The sequence below is a fragment of the Aquimarina algiphila genome, assembly GCF_947494415.1.
Classification (GTDB): domain Bacteria; phylum Bacteroidota; class Bacteroidia; order Flavobacteriales; family Flavobacteriaceae; genus Aquimarina; species Aquimarina algiphila.
Map to the genome: position 1 here is coordinate 382,614 of NZ_CANLVC010000009.1, position 15,866 is coordinate 398,479.

At 31.3% G+C, this 15,866-nt stretch carries 17 protein-coding genes and 1 tRNA gene; 9 read left to right on the top strand and 9 right to left on the bottom strand.

Annotation, left to right across the window (positions count from 1 at the left end; genetic code table 11):
* Positions 1-220 precede the first annotated feature (220 nt).
* Positions 221-1,762 (top strand): recombinase family protein, encoded by a 1,542-nt coding sequence (locus PQF96_RS23145; RefSeq protein WP_271768769.1) that lies wholly within the window; start codon positions 221-223, stop codon positions 1,760-1,762.
* On the opposite strand, the gene PQF96_RS23150 is transcribed toward PQF96_RS23145, so the two are convergent.
* Both PQF96_RS23150 and PQF96_RS23155 read right to left on the bottom strand, forming a co-directional pair.
* Positions 1,728-1,801: transfer RNA gene (locus PQF96_RS23150), tRNA-Asn, on the bottom strand. The genes PQF96_RS23145 and PQF96_RS23150 overlap by 35 nt on opposite strands.
* A gap of 273 nt (positions 1,802-2,074) precedes the next feature.
* The gene (locus PQF96_RS23155; RefSeq protein ID WP_271768772.1) at positions 2,075-2,242 is read right to left on the bottom strand and encodes a hypothetical protein; all 168 of its coding nucleotides are present in this window, start codon (positions 2,240-2,242) and stop codon (positions 2,075-2,077) included.
* A 275-nt stretch (positions 2,243-2,517) separates the two neighbouring features.
* Between PQF96_RS23155 and PQF96_RS23160 the strand changes: the two genes are divergently transcribed.
* A complete protein-coding gene (locus PQF96_RS23160; protein WP_160114280.1) occupies positions 2,518-2,679 on the top strand; it encodes a hypothetical protein in 162 nt (53 codons plus the stop codon).
* Positions 2,680-2,803: 124 nt separating this feature from the next.
* Here the strand turns inward: PQF96_RS23160 and rseP are convergent, their stop codons facing one another.
* Positions 2,804-4,117: an RIP metalloprotease RseP gene (gene rseP / locus PQF96_RS23165; protein ID WP_271768775.1), complete on the bottom strand. Its 1,314-nt coding sequence runs from the start codon at positions 4,115-4,117 to the stop codon at positions 2,804-2,806.
* A gap of 157 nt (positions 4,118-4,274) precedes the next feature.
* Here rseP and PQF96_RS23170 point away from each other — a divergent pair, with 157 nt between their 5' ends.
* From PQF96_RS23170 to PQF96_RS23185, 4 genes are all read left to right on the top strand, one after another.
* Positions 4,275-4,946, top strand: coding sequence for an SCO family protein (locus PQF96_RS23170; protein ID WP_109437891.1), 672 nt, complete (start codon positions 4,275-4,277; stop codon positions 4,944-4,946).
* A gap of 108 nt (positions 4,947-5,054) precedes the next feature.
* Positions 5,055-5,282 (top strand): FeoA family protein, encoded by a 228-nt coding sequence (locus PQF96_RS23175; protein ID WP_143917329.1) that lies wholly within the window; start codon positions 5,055-5,057, stop codon positions 5,280-5,282.
* A 15-nt stretch (positions 5,283-5,297) separates the two neighbouring features.
* On the top strand, positions 5,298-7,394 hold the full coding sequence (gene feoB / locus PQF96_RS23180; RefSeq protein ID WP_271768777.1) for a ferrous iron transport protein B: 2,097 nt from the start codon (positions 5,298-5,300) through the stop codon (positions 7,392-7,394).
* A gap of 41 nt (positions 7,395-7,435) precedes the next feature.
* Positions 7,436-7,588: a hypothetical protein gene (locus PQF96_RS23185; RefSeq protein WP_200825155.1), complete on the top strand. Its 153-nt coding sequence runs from the start codon at positions 7,436-7,438 to the stop codon at positions 7,586-7,588.
* Here the strand turns inward: PQF96_RS23185 and PQF96_RS23190 are convergent.
* Positions 7,585-8,511 carry a DMT family transporter gene (locus PQF96_RS23190; RefSeq protein ID WP_109437893.1) on the bottom strand — a complete coding sequence of 309 codons (927 nt, stop codon included), beginning with the start codon at positions 8,509-8,511 and terminating at the stop codon, positions 7,585-7,587. The two genes, PQF96_RS23185 and PQF96_RS23190, sit on opposite strands and share 4 nt — an antisense overlap.
* A 131-nt stretch (positions 8,512-8,642) precedes the next feature.
* Positions 8,643-9,059, bottom strand: coding sequence for a hypothetical protein (locus PQF96_RS23195; protein WP_109437894.1), 417 nt, complete (start codon positions 9,057-9,059; stop codon positions 8,643-8,645).
* Positions 9,060-9,133: 74 nt separating this feature from the next.
* Between PQF96_RS23195 and crtD the strand changes: the two genes are divergently transcribed.
* The 3 genes from crtD to PQF96_RS23210 are packed head-to-tail and all read left to right on the top strand — an operon-like array spanning position 9,134 to position 12,415.
* Positions 9,134-10,639, top strand: a complete 1,506-nt coding sequence (gene crtD / locus PQF96_RS23200) for a 1-hydroxycarotenoid 3,4-desaturase CrtD (protein WP_333968220.1) — start codon at positions 9,134-9,136, stop codon at positions 10,637-10,639.
* A 6-nt stretch (positions 10,640-10,645) separates the two neighbouring features.
* On the top strand, positions 10,646-11,275 hold the full coding sequence (locus tag PQF96_RS23205; protein WP_271768780.1) for a carotenoid biosynthesis protein: 630 nt from the start codon (positions 10,646-10,648) through the stop codon (positions 11,273-11,275).
* Positions 11,276-12,415 carry a lycopene cyclase family protein gene (locus tag PQF96_RS23210; protein WP_271768782.1) on the top strand — a complete coding sequence of 380 codons (1,140 nt, stop codon included), beginning with the start codon at positions 11,276-11,278 and terminating at the stop codon, positions 12,413-12,415.
* A gap of 83 nt (positions 12,416-12,498) precedes the next feature.
* On the opposite strand, the gene PQF96_RS23215 is transcribed toward PQF96_RS23210, so the two are convergent.
* From PQF96_RS23215 to PQF96_RS23230, 4 genes are all read right to left on the bottom strand, one after another.
* Positions 12,499-13,269, bottom strand: a complete 771-nt coding sequence (locus PQF96_RS23215) for a LytR/AlgR family response regulator transcription factor (RefSeq protein ID WP_109437898.1) — start codon at positions 13,267-13,269, stop codon at positions 12,499-12,501.
* Positions 13,270-14,352, bottom strand: a complete 1,083-nt coding sequence (locus tag PQF96_RS23220) for a sensor histidine kinase (protein WP_143917334.1) — start codon at positions 14,350-14,352, stop codon at positions 13,270-13,272.
* Positions 14,353-14,412: 60 nt separating this feature from the next.
* On the bottom strand, positions 14,413-14,889 hold the full coding sequence (locus PQF96_RS23225) for a nuclear transport factor 2 family protein (RefSeq protein WP_143917335.1): 477 nt from the start codon (positions 14,887-14,889) through the stop codon (positions 14,413-14,415).
* Between the two features lie 189 nt (positions 14,890-15,078).
* Positions 15,079-15,813 carry a TerB family tellurite resistance protein gene (locus PQF96_RS23230; RefSeq protein ID WP_109437901.1) on the bottom strand — a complete coding sequence of 245 codons (735 nt, stop codon included), beginning with the start codon at positions 15,811-15,813 and terminating at the stop codon, positions 15,079-15,081.
* Positions 15,814-15,866: the final 53 nt, after the last annotated feature.

The window sequence follows — 15,866 nt, forward strand, 5'->3', positions numbered from 1 at the left end:
TTTAGCATCGCAAGAGACGTTAAAAGAATAAGCCAACTATAAATATTTAGTAGGCCATAGGTAATTCACGATAATGTGTTATGTATAAGTAAATGCGATAAAATTTTAAATAAAAAAGGAATTAAATATTCAAAAGAAGAAGTAGAGATATTAAGAAAAGTATTAAACAAAATGGCTGAAAGTCAGCTGAAAAAATAAAATTTATTAAAAAAAAAGAAATATGAAAGTAATTATATACACAAGAGTAAGTACAGATGAACAAGCGAATAAAGGTCATGGTAGAGATTACCAACTGGAGGTTTTAAGAAGGCATTGTGATATAAATAATTATAAAATAATTGAAGAATTTACGGAAGACTATTCTGCCAAAGATTTTAATCGTCCTAAATGGAAAGAACTAGAGTCTTATGTTAAAGCAAATCGTAAATCAATTGACAAAATAATATTTACCAAATGGGATAGATTTTCTAGAAATATGGAAGAAGCTTTAGCTAAAATAAGAACATTTGATAAATGGGGTATTGAAATAAACGCCGTTGAGCAAATGTTGGATTTAACAAATCCTGATAATAAAATGATGTTATCAATATATCTTGTGTCTCCGGAAATTGAGAATGATAAGATATCAAAACGAACAATAAATGGAATGTATAAGGCAGCCAAAGAAGGTGCTTGGGTAGGCCGTGTACCATATGGGTTTGCTAGATGTTGGTTTGATAAGTATGCGTCCTTAGCTCCTAATAATGACTCATATTTGGTGAAGGAAATTTTTGAAGAAGTATCATTAGGTGTTAATTCCATAGAGCAATTAAGGAAAGATTATAAGAATCGTGGATATAATAGGTGTAAACAATCTTTTTATAATATGTTAAGAAATAGGGTTTATACTGGAATGACTAAAGTTCCTCAATTTGAAAAGGATGATACATATTGGATTGATGGATTGCATGAAGCTATTGTCGATGAAAAAACTTTTAATAAGGTTCAAAATATATTTAAGAGCAAGAAGAAAAACTCAAAATTTCCTAATAAGAAAAACGAAAACTTACCATTAAGAGGTTTTTTAGAATGTAAATCATGTGGAGGTACCTTAACTGGTAGTCCATCAAAAGGAAACGGAGGGGTATATTATTATTACCATTGTAGAAGTGGATGTAAGAATCGTATTAGGTCTGAAAAGGCACATGAAATGTTCAAAAATGATGTGCTAAAAGATATTTCTGTTAACGATAATGTATTGGCGTTATATAGAGAAATATTGATTGATGTACAACGTAAAAAACGGTACTGTAAATTAAACAATAAAGTTCAAGTTGAGAATAAAATAGTGGGTATGCAGAATAATTTGGAAGCAGCTGAGGACAAACTAATAAATGGGGATATTGATTCATGTACTTTTAAAAGAATCTCTACACGATACAATAATAATTTAAGGGATTTAAAAGCGCAATTACAAGCTATTAAGGATATGCATGAAGTATCCACCAAAATGATTGATAAAGCTTGTAAAACCTTAAGGGAAATACCCCAGCTTTTTGACGATAGTAGTTATGAACAAAAGACTAGTTTACTTGGTTTGATGTTTCCAGAAAAATTGATTATTTCTAAAAAAGAATGTCGAACCAAACAACAAAACATAGTTATAGAACTTTTAACTAGAGTTAACAAGGCTTCGCAAGGATTAGACAAAAAGAAAGCCATCAGAAATGATGGCTTGTCTAATTATGCTCCCCCTCTTGGGCTCGAACCAAGGACCCTTTGATTAACAGTCAAATGCTCTAACCAACTGAGCTAAGGAGGAATTTATTTCTGCAAATATAGAGCGTTTTTCTCTTTTTGCGAGTGCAAATATATACTATTTTTTATATCTCGAAAAGATTTTTTCGATTTTTTAGAATTATTTTTCCTCTATTGGATAAAATAAGGGATATCATCATGTAAAAATGGCATTTTGTTCAAGAATGATTACAATTCAAAAACCTCCGACTAATTATTTTTAACTGAAGGTTTATATAAGATCATATCCCCTAATTAAAGATTGCCTACCTCTTATTTTTTTAGGAAATAAAATCTCTTAGTATAAAATAGGTGTTGTAGGGTAAGGGATAGGAAAGTGCCCCGGTCTTGTACAACCATTTTGAGATCCATCATCATATACACTTGTTGTATATGGTTCTGTTCCACCGTTAATATGCTTAACTTCTATACTTGTTAACTCGGTTACATTTGTTGAATTTTTCATCTTTTAATTGATTTACTGTTTATATTATCTTACTAGGTTTACCGCTTTGCGGATAACTGGTGTAAATCTAATGCTGGTTGATCTCAAATGCTGAGACGCTGTTAAAAAATGAAGGTGTAGTTAAATAATTTATGATACAGGCACACGTTAAATTAAATTTTAAATAGCAATCTCGGGATTTGAGACATTGCCATTCTACTTTAGCACCATGAGAAATGATAGTGCGCAATGTGATTTTTCAGAAAAAATAATGTTTAATAATAAAAATAAATTTTATGAAAGATGTAAAAGATTTTGGAGTACAAGAATTGAATTTTAATGAAACCAAAAATGCAAATGGTGGTTTCTGGGTAGAACTGTGGGGTGGAATTAATTTTGCAAGATTAAACAGTAGCAGTGTTCTTAGTTGGGATGATGGAGCTATCGGATACTCTTAGTCGTTAGAAAACAAAGTGATGTAAAAAAGCTATTTCCTATAAAATGGAAATAGCTTTTTTTAATTTTTATAGAATCAAATTATAGAAGCTTTGTTGAAAGTTCTATTTTTTTGATGAATAGTTATTATTTAAAAATTGCCCTATAAATGTCATTACCGTTAGCAAATAATAATAATGCAATTAATAGAATAAACCCTGCTAGTTGAGCATACTCCATAAATTTGTCATTTGGTTTTCTACCCGCAATAATTTCATACAATAAAAACATTACATGACCACCATCTAATGCAGGAATAGGTAAAATGTTCATAAAGGCTAATATAATCGAAATAAAAGCAGTTGTGCCCCAAAAAGCTCTCCAGTTCCATGCGTCTGGGAATAGATTTCCTATGGCTCCAAATCCTCCTACCTGACTAGCTCCCTTTTTTGTAAAAACATATTTAAATTGAGCAATATAATCGTGCAATGTCCAGTATCCAAAATCAAAACCTTTGGTAATACTCGCTCCAAAAGAATATTGTTTTTCCTGAATTTTATATCCATTCCTAACAACAATTCCTATGAGCCCATCTTCATTGGGAGTTATCGAAGTTGTATGAGTTTCTCCATTTCTTGAATAATCTATAGAGATTGTTTTTCCTTTATTTTCTTGGATTGTTTTTCTAAACTCGTGCCAATATTGTATTGGTTTTCCTTCTACCTGTGTTATTTTATCTCCTTTTTTAAATCCAGCTTTAACAGCAACATCAAGATATGTACTATCTACAATGGGCTTATTAATAGGAGAGAAAGGCCTTAATACACCAGATTCAAACATTGTAGTACCAATATTTTCAGGAATTTGAATAGTTTCTTCACTTCCGTTTTGATGTAAAACACTAATATTTTTTACATCTCGCATGAATAAGTGATGGTTAATTTGGGTAACATCTTCAAGAGGTTTGCCATTAACACTCATGATGCGATCCCCGTCTTCAAACCCCATTTTTTTAAATGAGTCTTCGATGGCAAATCCATTTGGCATATCATCAAAACCTACATGATTAGTTCCCCAAGTGAATATTATTGCCATATAAATCAAAAACCCAAGAATGATATTAACAGTAACACCACCGAGCATAATAATCAATCGTTGCCAAGCTGGTTTAGATCTAAATTCCCAAGGTTTAGGAGGACCAGCCATTTGCTCTTTATCCATACTCTCATCTATCATACCAGCTATCTTTACATAACCTCCTAGAGGCAGCCAGCCAATACCATATACGGTTTCCCCTATTTTTTTCTTGAATAATGAAAATTTTACATCAAAGAATAAGTAAAATTTCTCTACTCTCGTTTTAAATAGTTTAGCAGGAATAAAGTGTCCTAATTCGTGTAAAACGATTAGAATAGATAAACTTAATAGTAATTGTATAGCTTTTACAAAAAATGGACTCATAGGTCGTTCTTCAAAATTAAATCACGCAAAAGTAACCTTTTAGAAGGGTATATAAAAAAAATCTGCTATGCAGTTAGGTATATTTAGTATTTTTTTAATGAAAAACAATGTTTTAATAAAGTAGAATCCTTGTAATTTTGCAGCATAATAATTCGCAATGCTTCAGTTTTTCTCTAAATACAAATTTTTTGCAGTTGTACTTTTTGTATTATCAGCTATTATAATTTCTATTATCTATTCTATTCTTAAGCCCAATAAGGTTTTGCCTGTGTATGAACCGGATATGGTAAATGCAGAATTAGTGGATAGTACAGTGCAATACATTCGCAAGTATCATAAAATTGCAGATTTTAAACTTACCAATCAAAACGGAGAAGAGATCACTCAACAAAATTATGAGAATAAGATTTATGTTGCCGATTTTTTCTTTACAACTTGCCAAACCATTTGTCCGATTATGACAGGACATATGAAAGAAATACAAGAACGATTAAAGGATGATAATGAGGTTTTGCTGCTTTCTCATTCTGTTACACCCCAGATTGATAGTGTAGCCAGATTAAAAAAATATGCTATAGAGAAAGGAGTAAATGATGCAAAATGGAATTTGGTTACCGGTGATAAAAAACAGATCTATGATCTTGCTAGAAAATCCTATTTGGCAGCCAAATCAGATGGCGATGGAGGAGCTTATGACATGGTACACACAGAAAATTTTGTTCTTGTAGATAAAAAGAAACGAATTCGTGGATTTTATGACGGGACTAATCCAGAAGATATTGATAAGCTGATTGAAGATATAGCTGTTCTGAAAAATGAAACTAAGTAAAATTATACACTTCATATTTTTGGATTATTGTATTTTGAAAAATTTAGCTTTTTCGATAAGATTATTTACATTACTTTTGCCTTGTTTAAAATTAATCTAAATAAACATTTGAAGACTACAATTGCTACTCTCAAAAGAGGTCAACGTGCATTGATAAAAGAAATCATGTCTGATGTTATTCCACTTAAATTATTAGAAATGGGATGCTTGCCAGGAAATGAGGTCGAATTATTGCAGACAGCTCCTTTTCAATGCCCAATGTATCTTAATATAAATGGTAGTCATCTTGCGATCCGTAAAGAAATTGCAGCCCAGATAGAAGTTCAAATTATTTAGTAGCAATTCTTTTTTATGGCTAAGCAAATTAAAGTTTCACTTATTGGAAATCCAAATACCGGAAAAACATCTGTTTTTAATTTGCTTACTGGCCTTAATCAGCAAGTAGGTAATTACCCTGGTATTACTGTAGAGAAAAAAGAAGGAATATGTAAACTATCTCGAGGTGTAAAAGCTCATATTTTAGATTTACCAGGGACCTATAGTCTAAATGCGTCTTCTCTGGATGAAAATGTAGTTATAGAACTCCTTCTAAATAAAAAGGATAAAGATTTTCCAGATGTTGCTGTTGTAGTAAGTGATGTAGAAAATCTAAAACGAAATTTACTGCTGTTTACACAAATTAAAGATCTTGAAATCCCTACGATTTTGGTGATTAATATGGCAGATCGAATGAGTAGAAAAGGAATTTCACTAGATATTCCGCTATTAGAAAAAGAACTAAATACCAAAATAGCTTTAGTAAGTGCCAGAAAAAGTCAAGGAATTGATGAGCTTAAAAAACTTATAGAATCATACTCTACATTACCCAAAACATCCTGCTTAAATGCCCTATCTTTTGCTCCAGAGTATTTTGACAGATTACAAAAAGCATTTCCTAATCAATCCTTGTATAAACTTTGGTTAGTTATTACTCAGGATGTAAACTTTAGGAAATTTGATAAACAAGACTTGGATATTGCTCCTGATTTTAAAATCAAATCAGAAAGTGAACTCAAAAGACTACAGCAAAAAGAAACCATTAAAAGATATCAGTTTATTAATAATGTCCTTAAACAAGGGCTTACAATAGATGAAAAAGCTGCTACTGGAATGCGAGCTAGACTCGATAGAGTGCTTACTCATAAATTCTGGGGATATTTTATTTTCTTTGCGATATTAATGTTGATCTTTCAAGCGATATATGATTGGTCTTCATATCCAATGGATTTAATCGATGAAGCTTTTGCGTGGCTTAGCGAAGCTGCAAAGTCAGCATTACCATCGGGTCCATTTGTAGATCTTATTACAGAAGGTATCATTCCGGGATTAGGGGGGATTGTTATTTTTATTCCTCAGATTGCATTTTTATTTCTTTTTATTTCAATTTTAGAAGAAAGTGGCTACATGAGTCGTGTAGTTTTTCTTATGGATAGAGTAATGCGTCGCTTTGGATTAAGTGGTAAAAGTGTAGTGCCATTAGTTTCTGGGACAGCGTGTGCAATTCCTGCAGTAATGGCAACTAGAAATATAGAGAATTGGAAAGAGCGATTAATTACTATTCTTGTTGTTCCTTTTACAACGTGTTCGGCAAGATTACCGGTATATTTAATTATTATAGCATTGGTTATTCCAGATGAAAAGGTAGGTTGGATATTCAGTTATCAAAGTCTTACCTTAATGCTTTTATATTTTATTGGTTTTGGGTCTGCCGTTGGGTCTGCCTGGTTGCTCAATAAGTTGCTTAAGATAAAAAGCAAATCTTATTTTGTTATCGAAATGCCTGGCTATAAAGTGCCTTTGTTTAAAAACGTTGCTATTAATGTAATTGAAAAAACTAAGGCTTTTGTTTTTGGAGCTGGAAAAATCATTTTGGCAATTTCAATTATTTTATGGGTATTGGCTAGTTTTGGACCCAATGAAAATTTTAGTAAAGCCGAAGAAATTGTGACAGCACAATTTCCTGATGTTTCTCAGGAAGAACTAGATCAAAAAATAGCATCACATAAGCTCGAATATTCTTTTATTGGATATGCTGGTAAGGCAATTGAACCCGTGGTAGCACCATTGGGGTATGATTGGAAAATAGGAATAGGGATTATTAGCTCATTTGCCGCAAGAGAAGTATTTGTAGGAACATTGGCAACCATTTATAGTGTAGGGAGTGATGAAGAAGAAACCATAAAAAATAGAATGGCAGCAGAGGTTCACCCTGTAACGGGTAGGCCCTTGTTTAATTTGGCTAGTGGAATCTCTTTATTATTATTTTATGCGTTTGCAATGCAATGTATGAGTACGTTAGCTATTGTAAAACGCGAGACTAATAGTTGGAAATGGCCAATGGCTCAACTTATATTGATGAGTGCTTTAGCATATAGCATTGCATTGATTGTGTACCAAATTTTAAAATAAAAAAATAAGTTTCAGTATCTTTATACGACTTTATAGGTATTATGAATATTCTTATCCAAAATGTAGCGGTGATTTTAGTTTTTGCAGGAGCAATAGGATTTTTAATTAAAAAGTTCTTTTGGAAACCTTCATTGTCTTCTGTAAAGAAAAAATCATCAAACTCTTGTGGGAGTTCTGGGTGTGGCTGCCATTAATCTTTTAGTTTTTTTATCCATTTTAGAGGTCCGCTACTAATTAAATACACACCAACAAAAATCAAAACACAACATAAAAGTTTAGGAAGTGTTATATCTCCCTGGTATTGACTGTTTACTACAAAATATGATACGACAGCTACAAGAATCATAGCAACCGCGGGTTGAACATAAATATAACTACTGGAAACGGTAGGTTTTACAAATTGTAAGGCAAACATATTGAGTAAATAGGCAAAAAAAGTAGGGCCAATCACTACATAAGTCAATGAGATCCAGCTAGAGGCATCAAAAGATTGAAAATCTGTATGGATTAATTTTTGGATACAAAAAGGGAACATAAATATAAAGCCAAACAAAAAAGTCCATACAATTACGGTAATCGGTTTATATTTTGACATAAGAGGTTTTACAATGACTAAATAAAATGCAAAAGCCAGTGCATTAATGCTAACAAAGATATTTCCTAATAAAGAACCTGTTCCAAGACCAGAATTACCTAAATAAATTAATAGAACCGCTCCAGCTCCGCCAATGGATATACCTAGAATGCGTTGTAGTGTCAAAGGTTCTTTAAGTAAAAAATAACTAATAATCACAGTAAAAATTGGCATTGCAGTAATGATAATTGCAGCGTCTACAGGAGAAGTAAGGCTCAATCCATTCATAGAAAAGAACTGATTAGTAGCAACACCTAATAAACCACATAGTGCCAGACGAGCTATATCTTTTCTTTCTACTTTTTCTTTTACAAAATACTTTAAAACAAAAAATAGAATGCCAGCTCCACTAATTCTTAGAAAAACCAATGCAGATGCTTCAATTTTATTTGGCATTAACCCTTTGGCAATAAGATAGTTTGCCCCATAAATCATATTTACACTCAATAAAGCTATGTGTGCTTTGGTTTTATTGGAAATCATCAGGCAAAGAAAAGGAAACTTAATGAAACTATATTTCAAAAAGTTTGAAAACGTACTTTAAAATAGTAAGTGAATTAATTTGGTTACAGAAATGAATATACCTGATGTTGATTTATTTAGAAAGTAATGCTTTAGTTAATAAGTAATTCTAATTGATAATCAGAAGGGTTAATAGCATCATTTGCTGAAGGGTAAGGACTGATATTATACCCATATATTCTTTTCTGTTCAATGTTTAGTATTTCTACAATATGATCTGGATTTATATTTTGAGGACCAAAAATAAGTTCCTGTTCTTCTAACAAAACATCTTTTTCATAAAGGGCAATACTTATTTTTACTTCTCCAGGCCAGATACAATTAATATCAGTAGGACATCGGGAATCCTCTATTACTTTGATAAACTTGATACTTTTAGAACTAAAACTGATGCTATTTCCAACATTAAGTTTTGTGATGATTTTAGGTGTATTGGATTGAGCTAAATCTTGTGCTGTAATCAAAACAAGAGGAGTAATGAATAAAAGAAGAGTTAGTAGTGGTTTCATTGTGATATAACAGAAGTTAAATATATACAAAAAACGCTTTAAAATCCAATGAAATATCAGCAAATTGTTCAATTTTGAATATCCATTTATGGCATATGATGAATAAAAAAAGTGCTCTCATTATTGGTTCTGGCATTGCTGGTTTGGCAACCGCAGTACGTCTAAAAAATCAAGGTTTTGATGTTCAGGTTTTTGAAATCAACAAAACCCCTGGAGGTAAATTAACTGAAATTAGTGAAAATGGTTATCGTTTTGATTGTGGTCCATCTTTGTTTACTATGCCACAAATGATAGAGGAGCTTTTTACAGTTTCTAAAAAACAGAGATCAGATTATTTTGAGTACGAAAGGAAAGAAATTATTTGTAATTACTTTTATGAAGATAATACTCGTTTTACAGCGTTTGCCGATAAAGAAAAATTTGCTGAAAAAGCTGCAATGACTTTTGATGTTGATGCTATTGATATTATTAATTATTTTGAAAAGAGCAAGAAGAAATATGACCTGACTACTTCTCTGTTTTTAGAAAAATCATTACATAAATTATCAACTTATCTATCCATAGATACATTAAAAGCGATAGCAGGAATTAGCACATTAGAGATTAATACTTCATTGCATAAGGTGAATACAAAAAGGTTTAAAGATCCTAAGTTAATTCAACTTTTTGATCGATTTGCTACCTATAATGGATCTTCTCCTTATCGAACTCCAGGAATTATGTCGATGATTCCGCATTTAGAACAACATTATGGCACTTTTTTTCCTAAAGGGGGAATGTACAGTATTGCAAGAAGTTTATATAGATTAGCATTAGATCTAGGAGTGCGTTTCCATTTTGGAGAAAAGGTTGAGCAAATTATTGTTAAGAATAATAACGTAGAAGGTGTTCTTGTAAATGATAAAGAAATTAAGGCAGATGTTGTGATTTCTAATATGGATATTGTATCAACATATAGTAAACTTCTTCCTAATCAAAAACCTCCAGGAAAAATTTTGAAACAACAAAGATCCAGCTCTGCATTAATTTTTTACTGGGGTATCCGTAGGATTTGTTCAGAACTCGATTTACACAATATATTTTTTTCTAATGATTATAAAAAAGAATTCGAATTTATATTCGATAAAAAGCAGGTCACAGATGACCCAACAATATATATAAATATCAGTTCCAAAAACGAATGGCAAGATGCTCCTCAAGGCTGCGAAAACTGGTTTGTAATGATTAATGTACCAGGTAATGAAGGGCAAGATTGGGATAATATTATTGCAAAATCAAGAGGAAATATAACAAAAAAAATATCTCGTATTCTGGGAGTTGATATAAAAAATTTAATAGAATTTGAAGAAATTCTGGACCCAAGAACAATAGAAAGTAAAACGCAATCATACCAAGGTTCATTATATGGATCATCTAGTAATAATAAGTATGCAGCTTTTTTAAGACATCCTAATTTTTCTCGAAGTATTAGAAATCTATATTTCTGTGGAGGAAGTGTACACCCTGGCGGAGGCATTCCGTTATGTTTACTATCAGGAAAAATAGTTTCAGAGTTGATTCAAAACGATAATAGATTATAAACACAAATGAATTCGGATAAAAAAAGACAATTTTTCATAATAGCCATTATTTGGATATTTAATATTTCGGGAATTATAGGCATTCTAATAGGTTATGAAGATTGGTTTTTACCTTTGACGCCATTACACCTTTTAATTTATTTGTTTTTGATCCTTTGGGATACTAATTTCAATCGCACTTTGATTTTAGCATTAATGATTCCTTTTGGTATTGGAATGATTACAGAGTATCTAGGTGTGAATTATGATTTAATCTTTGGAAACTATGAGTACGGAAAAAACTTGGGCTATAAGATTTGTGGAGTGCCTTTAATCATTGGTGTAAATTGGGTGATTTTAACCTATAGTTCTGCTGCTATAGCTCAAAAGGTGCATGATAACCTATTCATTACTTCTGCAATTGGAGCTGTTTTAATGGTTGGCTTAGATACTTGTATCGAAATGTCTGCCCCTCGATTTGATTTTTGGGAATTTGAAGGTGGGGTAATTCCGTTACAAAATTATATTGGCTGGCTGTTTACAGGATTTGTCGCACATGTTTTTTTACAAAAAATTATAAAAGCTTTTCATTTCAAAATTTCACTACATATTTTTATCGCTATATTGGTCTTTTTTACCATCTTTTTATTTGTTTAGATGCAAAAATACGATTACATCATTGCAGGTTCAGGTGCTTCAGGGTTGATGCTGGCATATCATATGGTCTTAGATCCTTTTTTTGATGAGAAGGAGATTCTACTTATTGATAAAGAAATAAAGAATAAGAATGATCGTACCTGGTGTTTTTGGGAACAAGGTGAAGGGATTTGGGATACCATCATAAGTAAAAAGTGGAATAAAATTTACTTCGGAAGTGAAACGTTTTCGTCTGAAACAAATATTTCTCCTTATCAATATAAATTGATCAGAAGTAAAGATTTTTACAGTTTTGTTTTAAAAACTTTAGAACAAAAGCCAAATATTACGATTACTCAGGAAAAAATTACTTCTTTAACCGATGAAGGAAGTATTGTAAAAGTTGAAACAAATCAAAGTATCTACCTTGGAGATAAAGTTTTTAATAGTATACTACTATCCCGAGAATATGAGAGTCAGAAAAAATACCCAGTTTTAAACCAGCATTTTGTGGGATGGTTTGTCAAAACTTCAGAACCTGTATTTGATTGTACTACTGCTACTTTTATGGATTTTACGGTAGCTCAGAAAGAGAATACTCGGTTTATGTATGTATTACCCATTTCTAAAACTGAAGCATTGTTTGAATATACTTTGTTTTCAGAAGATCTTTTGGAAGAACAAGAATATGAAGATGAAATTATAAAGTACTTAGAAGAAAAAGGGATCATTTCATATGAAATCACCGAAAAAGAAAAAGGATGTATCCCGATGACATGTTATAAATTTGAAAAACATAATTCTAAAAATATTATACATATAGGTACTGCCGGTGGGTGGACAAAACCTAGTACAGGATATACATTTAATTTGACATCAAAAAAGGTTCGCGAGCTTACTAAATTCCTTAAAAACAATACAGAATTATCAAAATTTGGTAGGAAGACTAAGTTTTGGTACTATGATTTATTATTTATCGATCTATTATTTCAACAAAATCATATAGGTGCTTCCTTGTTTTCAAGATTATTTGAAAAGAATAAAGTAATCAAGATTTTAAAGTTTTTGGATGAAGAGACTTCATTGTTAGAAGATATTAAAATTACAACAAGTCTTCCGGCAGGAAAATTTTTGAAAATGGTATGGGGTAGAGTTTTTTAAATCAGATTTCTTCTGATTCTGTAAACTTTTCAGTTTTAGTATTCAAAATGTATAAAATCTTTTGAAGCCGTATTTTTAATATATTACCAATTCATTAATTTTTTTAACCCTTCTTTTCTTGATTTTGATAACTTCAATTTGTCTCCATTTTTTAACGTCATTATATAATCCCCACTAAAAAAAGGTTCAATTTGCTTAATTTCATTAATGTTGACTATGTTTGAACGATGACATCTAAAGAATATTTCTGGGTTGAGTTCACTTTCAAGACGATTAAGAGTATCTCTGATCAAATGCTGAGTGCCGTTGTTTAAAAATACATTAATATATTGATTCTCTGCTTTTAAATAAATCACTTTATCGATTTCTAAAAAATAAACTCGATTAGCCAACTTAACAGAAATACGTTTGATATACATTGCTTTTTTATTGGCATTCGTTTTTTGAAGTAATGCATCTAATTTGAAGTTGAGGTCTTCGTTTGTTTTGAGCTCAATCTGTTTTTTTGCTTTATGAAGAGCTGCATAAAAACGTTCGTCATCAAAAGGTTTTAGTAGATAGTCAATAGCGTTTACTTCAAATGCATGTATTGCGTATTGATCATAGGCAGTAATAAATACATAAACAGGGGCAAAGTATGGGCGTACTGCGCTTATTACATCAAAACCGGATATCTCGGGCATTTGAATATCGAGAAAAACCAAATCGGGTTTTTGTTCTATAATAGCCTCAATGGCTGTTTTTCCATTAGTGCAAGAATCAATTAATATATAATCATCTTGCTCATCAAGCAAAATCTTTAAATTTTCCAGAGCTTCGGGTTCATCATCTATGGCGATTACTTTTATTTGCATTTATTTGATTTGATATGGAATGTTTAATTTGACTAACACTCCATTTTTAATATTCAAAAACTTAATAATGTACTGATCTTGATATAGTTGACTGAGCCGTTCTATAGTGTTTGCTAATCCAATTCCTTCTACTTTGAAGACATTAAAGTTTTCTGATAATGGGGGGCCATCATTATACATTTCTATGCATAATTGATCTCCCTTTTTTTTAATATCAATACTCAGTATACTCGCATCTACCTTTTTTGATAATCCGTGATAGATACTATTTTCAATTAAAGGTTGTAATAAAAAAGAGGGTATTAATGTCTCAGATAAATCATCACCAACCTCTATTTGAACGTTCATTTTATTTTTAAATCTCTTCTCTTCTAAAGCGATATACTTTTTGATGAACTCAAGTTCTGATGTTAGTTTTATGAATTGTTCTTCATTTTGACTTAATACGATCCTTAATAAATCACCCATTTCTGATAACATCGAAATGGATTTTTTCTTTTCGTCTTGTCTTACTAGAGAAGAAATTGTATGTAATGTATTAAAAAGAAAATGTGGATGTAACTGCATTTTAAGAGCCATTAGTCGGGATTTTGTAAGACGGGAATCTAATTGAGCTGCCTTTAAATTACTTTCTCTAAATTTTTGATAATATTCGACGGCATAACTCCCAAGCATTAATGCCCAATATGTCAGAAAATACCATTCAAACTGAGAGAACAAAAGACCAATGAATAAAGTAGCGATTGGTTGTCCCTGAAAACCAGGTATGGGACTTAATTTGATGATTATCACATACAATAATAGGTGGAAACAAACAATCATGATGCTGATTGGTAAGTGTAATAAAACCCCTAGATAATAATTGTGTTTATGAATTGGGACTTTATGAGAGAGGTAAAAAATAAAAGGAATCCAACACCCCCAAAAAAGCCAGGTAGTAGTCTTTATACATAGAATCCAAAAAAATGATATTGATTGTCCATTTAAATCGGATTTAATATAAAGCATAATAGAAGAGATTATTGCCATTGCGATTAGGCATAGAATAATCTCTCCTTTACTTAAATAGAATCTTCTTTTCATTAGTTTGATACCACATCTTTTGAAAGAAAAATCTCAAAAGATCACTTTATGTTCTCTAATTTATTTTAAATAATCTAAATAAGCGAGTTCATTAATGATTTTCCAGTTTCCATTTGTGTTAATTAAAGAAAAGTATAGATTGAATATGGCTTTTTTACCGGTCTCCTTTACTTTGACTATAGCGCTTAAGTTACCCTGCACATCTATAGATATAAACTCTATTAATTTTACTTCTCCTCCAAATTTTTTCTGCTTATAGAAGTTAAGCATGGTTGCTCTATCTAATACAGTGACTCCTTTTTTAGCATCATTTACAACAATTCTAAAATCATCATGTAATACTGAACTCATTTTTGAAATATCTCTTGTCGCAGAACCATCTAGATGTTCCTGAACTACGTTCTTGATATCGCCGATAGGATCATCAGAAATAGGGATGGACAAATTCTTAATTTCAGATGTTTTAAAAGGAATGGAAACTGAAAATCCTTTGTTAAAACTTCCGATTAAAATAAACAATAGCATTAATTTTTTCATAGAATGAAGGTTTTTAAAAAGGAGTCTAGAACTGATTATAATTCTATCTCTTTTTGATTAAATAATGCTTAAATGAACAGCAATACTCTCTAATTTTAATAGTGTATTTTGCGAATGGTAGAAAAAATGTTGTGAATACTACGAGTTTTAAGATAAACTCATGTCTATGCAGAGTATAAACCAAAGAAATTAAACAATCCCTCGTTCTTTTTTGATTTGGTCATAGGCTTTTTGTACCTCTCTAAATTTATCTTCGGCACCTTTGATGTGTATTTCATCCATATGCTGTATTTTATCTGGATGATATTTTTTGGCCATTGTTCTAAATGCTTTTTTTACTTCGGCATCTGTTGCCGATTTTTCAATTTCGAGAATCTTATATGCATGATCTCCAGTTTTAAAAAACATGGCTTTAATACTTTCAAAATCTTTAAAATTGATTCTTAGAAAGCCTGCAATTTTGCCAATTTCACTAGCTTCAGAATCACTTACTATACCATCTGCATTTGCAATTCCGAACAAAAAATGAAGAATTTGTAGCCTAGAGGGGTATCGGGTATGTTGATTAATATACATGCAAATACGTTGTGCAGAGATTTGCCTGCTTTTAATGATTTCATTAAACGATCTAAAAGTAGCATTTGCATGTTCTTTTCCATAAGCACTTACAAAGTATCGACGAACATAATCTAGCTCGGTTTGATTTACTTTGCCATCTGCTTTAATAACAATTGAAGAAAGGGATAATAAATTAAGTTCAAAATCTGCAGGAGTAATTTTTTGCTGTTGCGAAAATACAGTTTTGAACCCTCTGCCATTTTTACCAGAGGTAGTATCCAAGAGGCTTCCTAGGATAAAACCAAGAATTGCTCCCGGAAATCTAAAAAACACGGCTCCTAATATAGCAGCAAACCATTTAATCATTCAAATTTTTTTTGGGTTGTAAAGATAACTGAAATTATTTTTTAATATATTTT

Coding starts and splice junctions, on each gene's coding strand:
- PQF96_RS23215 (WP_109437898.1), bottom strand. CDS start 13,269: ATGCAAATAAAAGTAATCGCCATAGATGATGAACCCGAAGCTCTGGAA.
- PQF96_RS23190 (WP_109437893.1), bottom strand. CDS start 8,511: ATGATTTCCAATAAAACCAAAGCACACATAGCTTTATTGAGTGTAAAT.
- feoB (WP_271768777.1), top strand. CDS start 5,298: ATGGCTAAGCAAATTAAAGTTTCACTTATTGGAAATCCAAATACCGGA.
- PQF96_RS23145 (WP_271768769.1), top strand. CDS start 221: ATGAAAGTAATTATATACACAAGAGTAAGTACAGATGAACAAGCGAAT.
- PQF96_RS23210 (WP_271768782.1), top strand. CDS start 11,276: ATGCAAAAATACGATTACATCATTGCAGGTTCAGGTGCTTCAGGGTTG.
- PQF96_RS23185 (WP_200825155.1), top strand. CDS start 7,436: ATGAATATTCTTATCCAAAATGTAGCGGTGATTTTAGTTTTTGCAGGA.
- PQF96_RS23160 (WP_160114280.1), top strand. CDS start 2,518: ATGAAAGATGTAAAAGATTTTGGAGTACAAGAATTGAATTTTAATGAA.
- rseP (WP_271768775.1), bottom strand. CDS start 4,117: ATGAGTCCATTTTTTGTAAAAGCTATACAATTACTATTAAGTTTATCT.
- PQF96_RS23230 (WP_109437901.1), bottom strand. CDS start 15,813: ATGATTAAATGGTTTGCTGCTATATTAGGAGCCGTGTTTTTTAGATTT.
- PQF96_RS23155 (WP_271768772.1), bottom strand. CDS start 2,242: ATGAAAAATTCAACAAATGTAACCGAGTTAACAAGTATAGAAGTTAAG.
- PQF96_RS23225 (WP_143917335.1), bottom strand. CDS start 14,889: ATGAAAAAATTAATGCTATTGTTTATTTTAATCGGAAGTTTTAACAAA.
- PQF96_RS23220 (WP_143917334.1), bottom strand. CDS start 14,352: ATGAAAAGAAGATTCTATTTAAGTAAAGGAGAGATTATTCTATGCCTA.
- PQF96_RS23205 (WP_271768780.1), top strand. CDS start 10,646: ATGAATTCGGATAAAAAAAGACAATTTTTCATAATAGCCATTATTTGG.
- PQF96_RS23195 (WP_109437894.1), bottom strand. CDS start 9,059: ATGAAACCACTACTAACTCTTCTTTTATTCATTACTCCTCTTGTTTTG.
- PQF96_RS23170 (WP_109437891.1), top strand. CDS start 4,275: ATGCTTCAGTTTTTCTCTAAATACAAATTTTTTGCAGTTGTACTTTTT.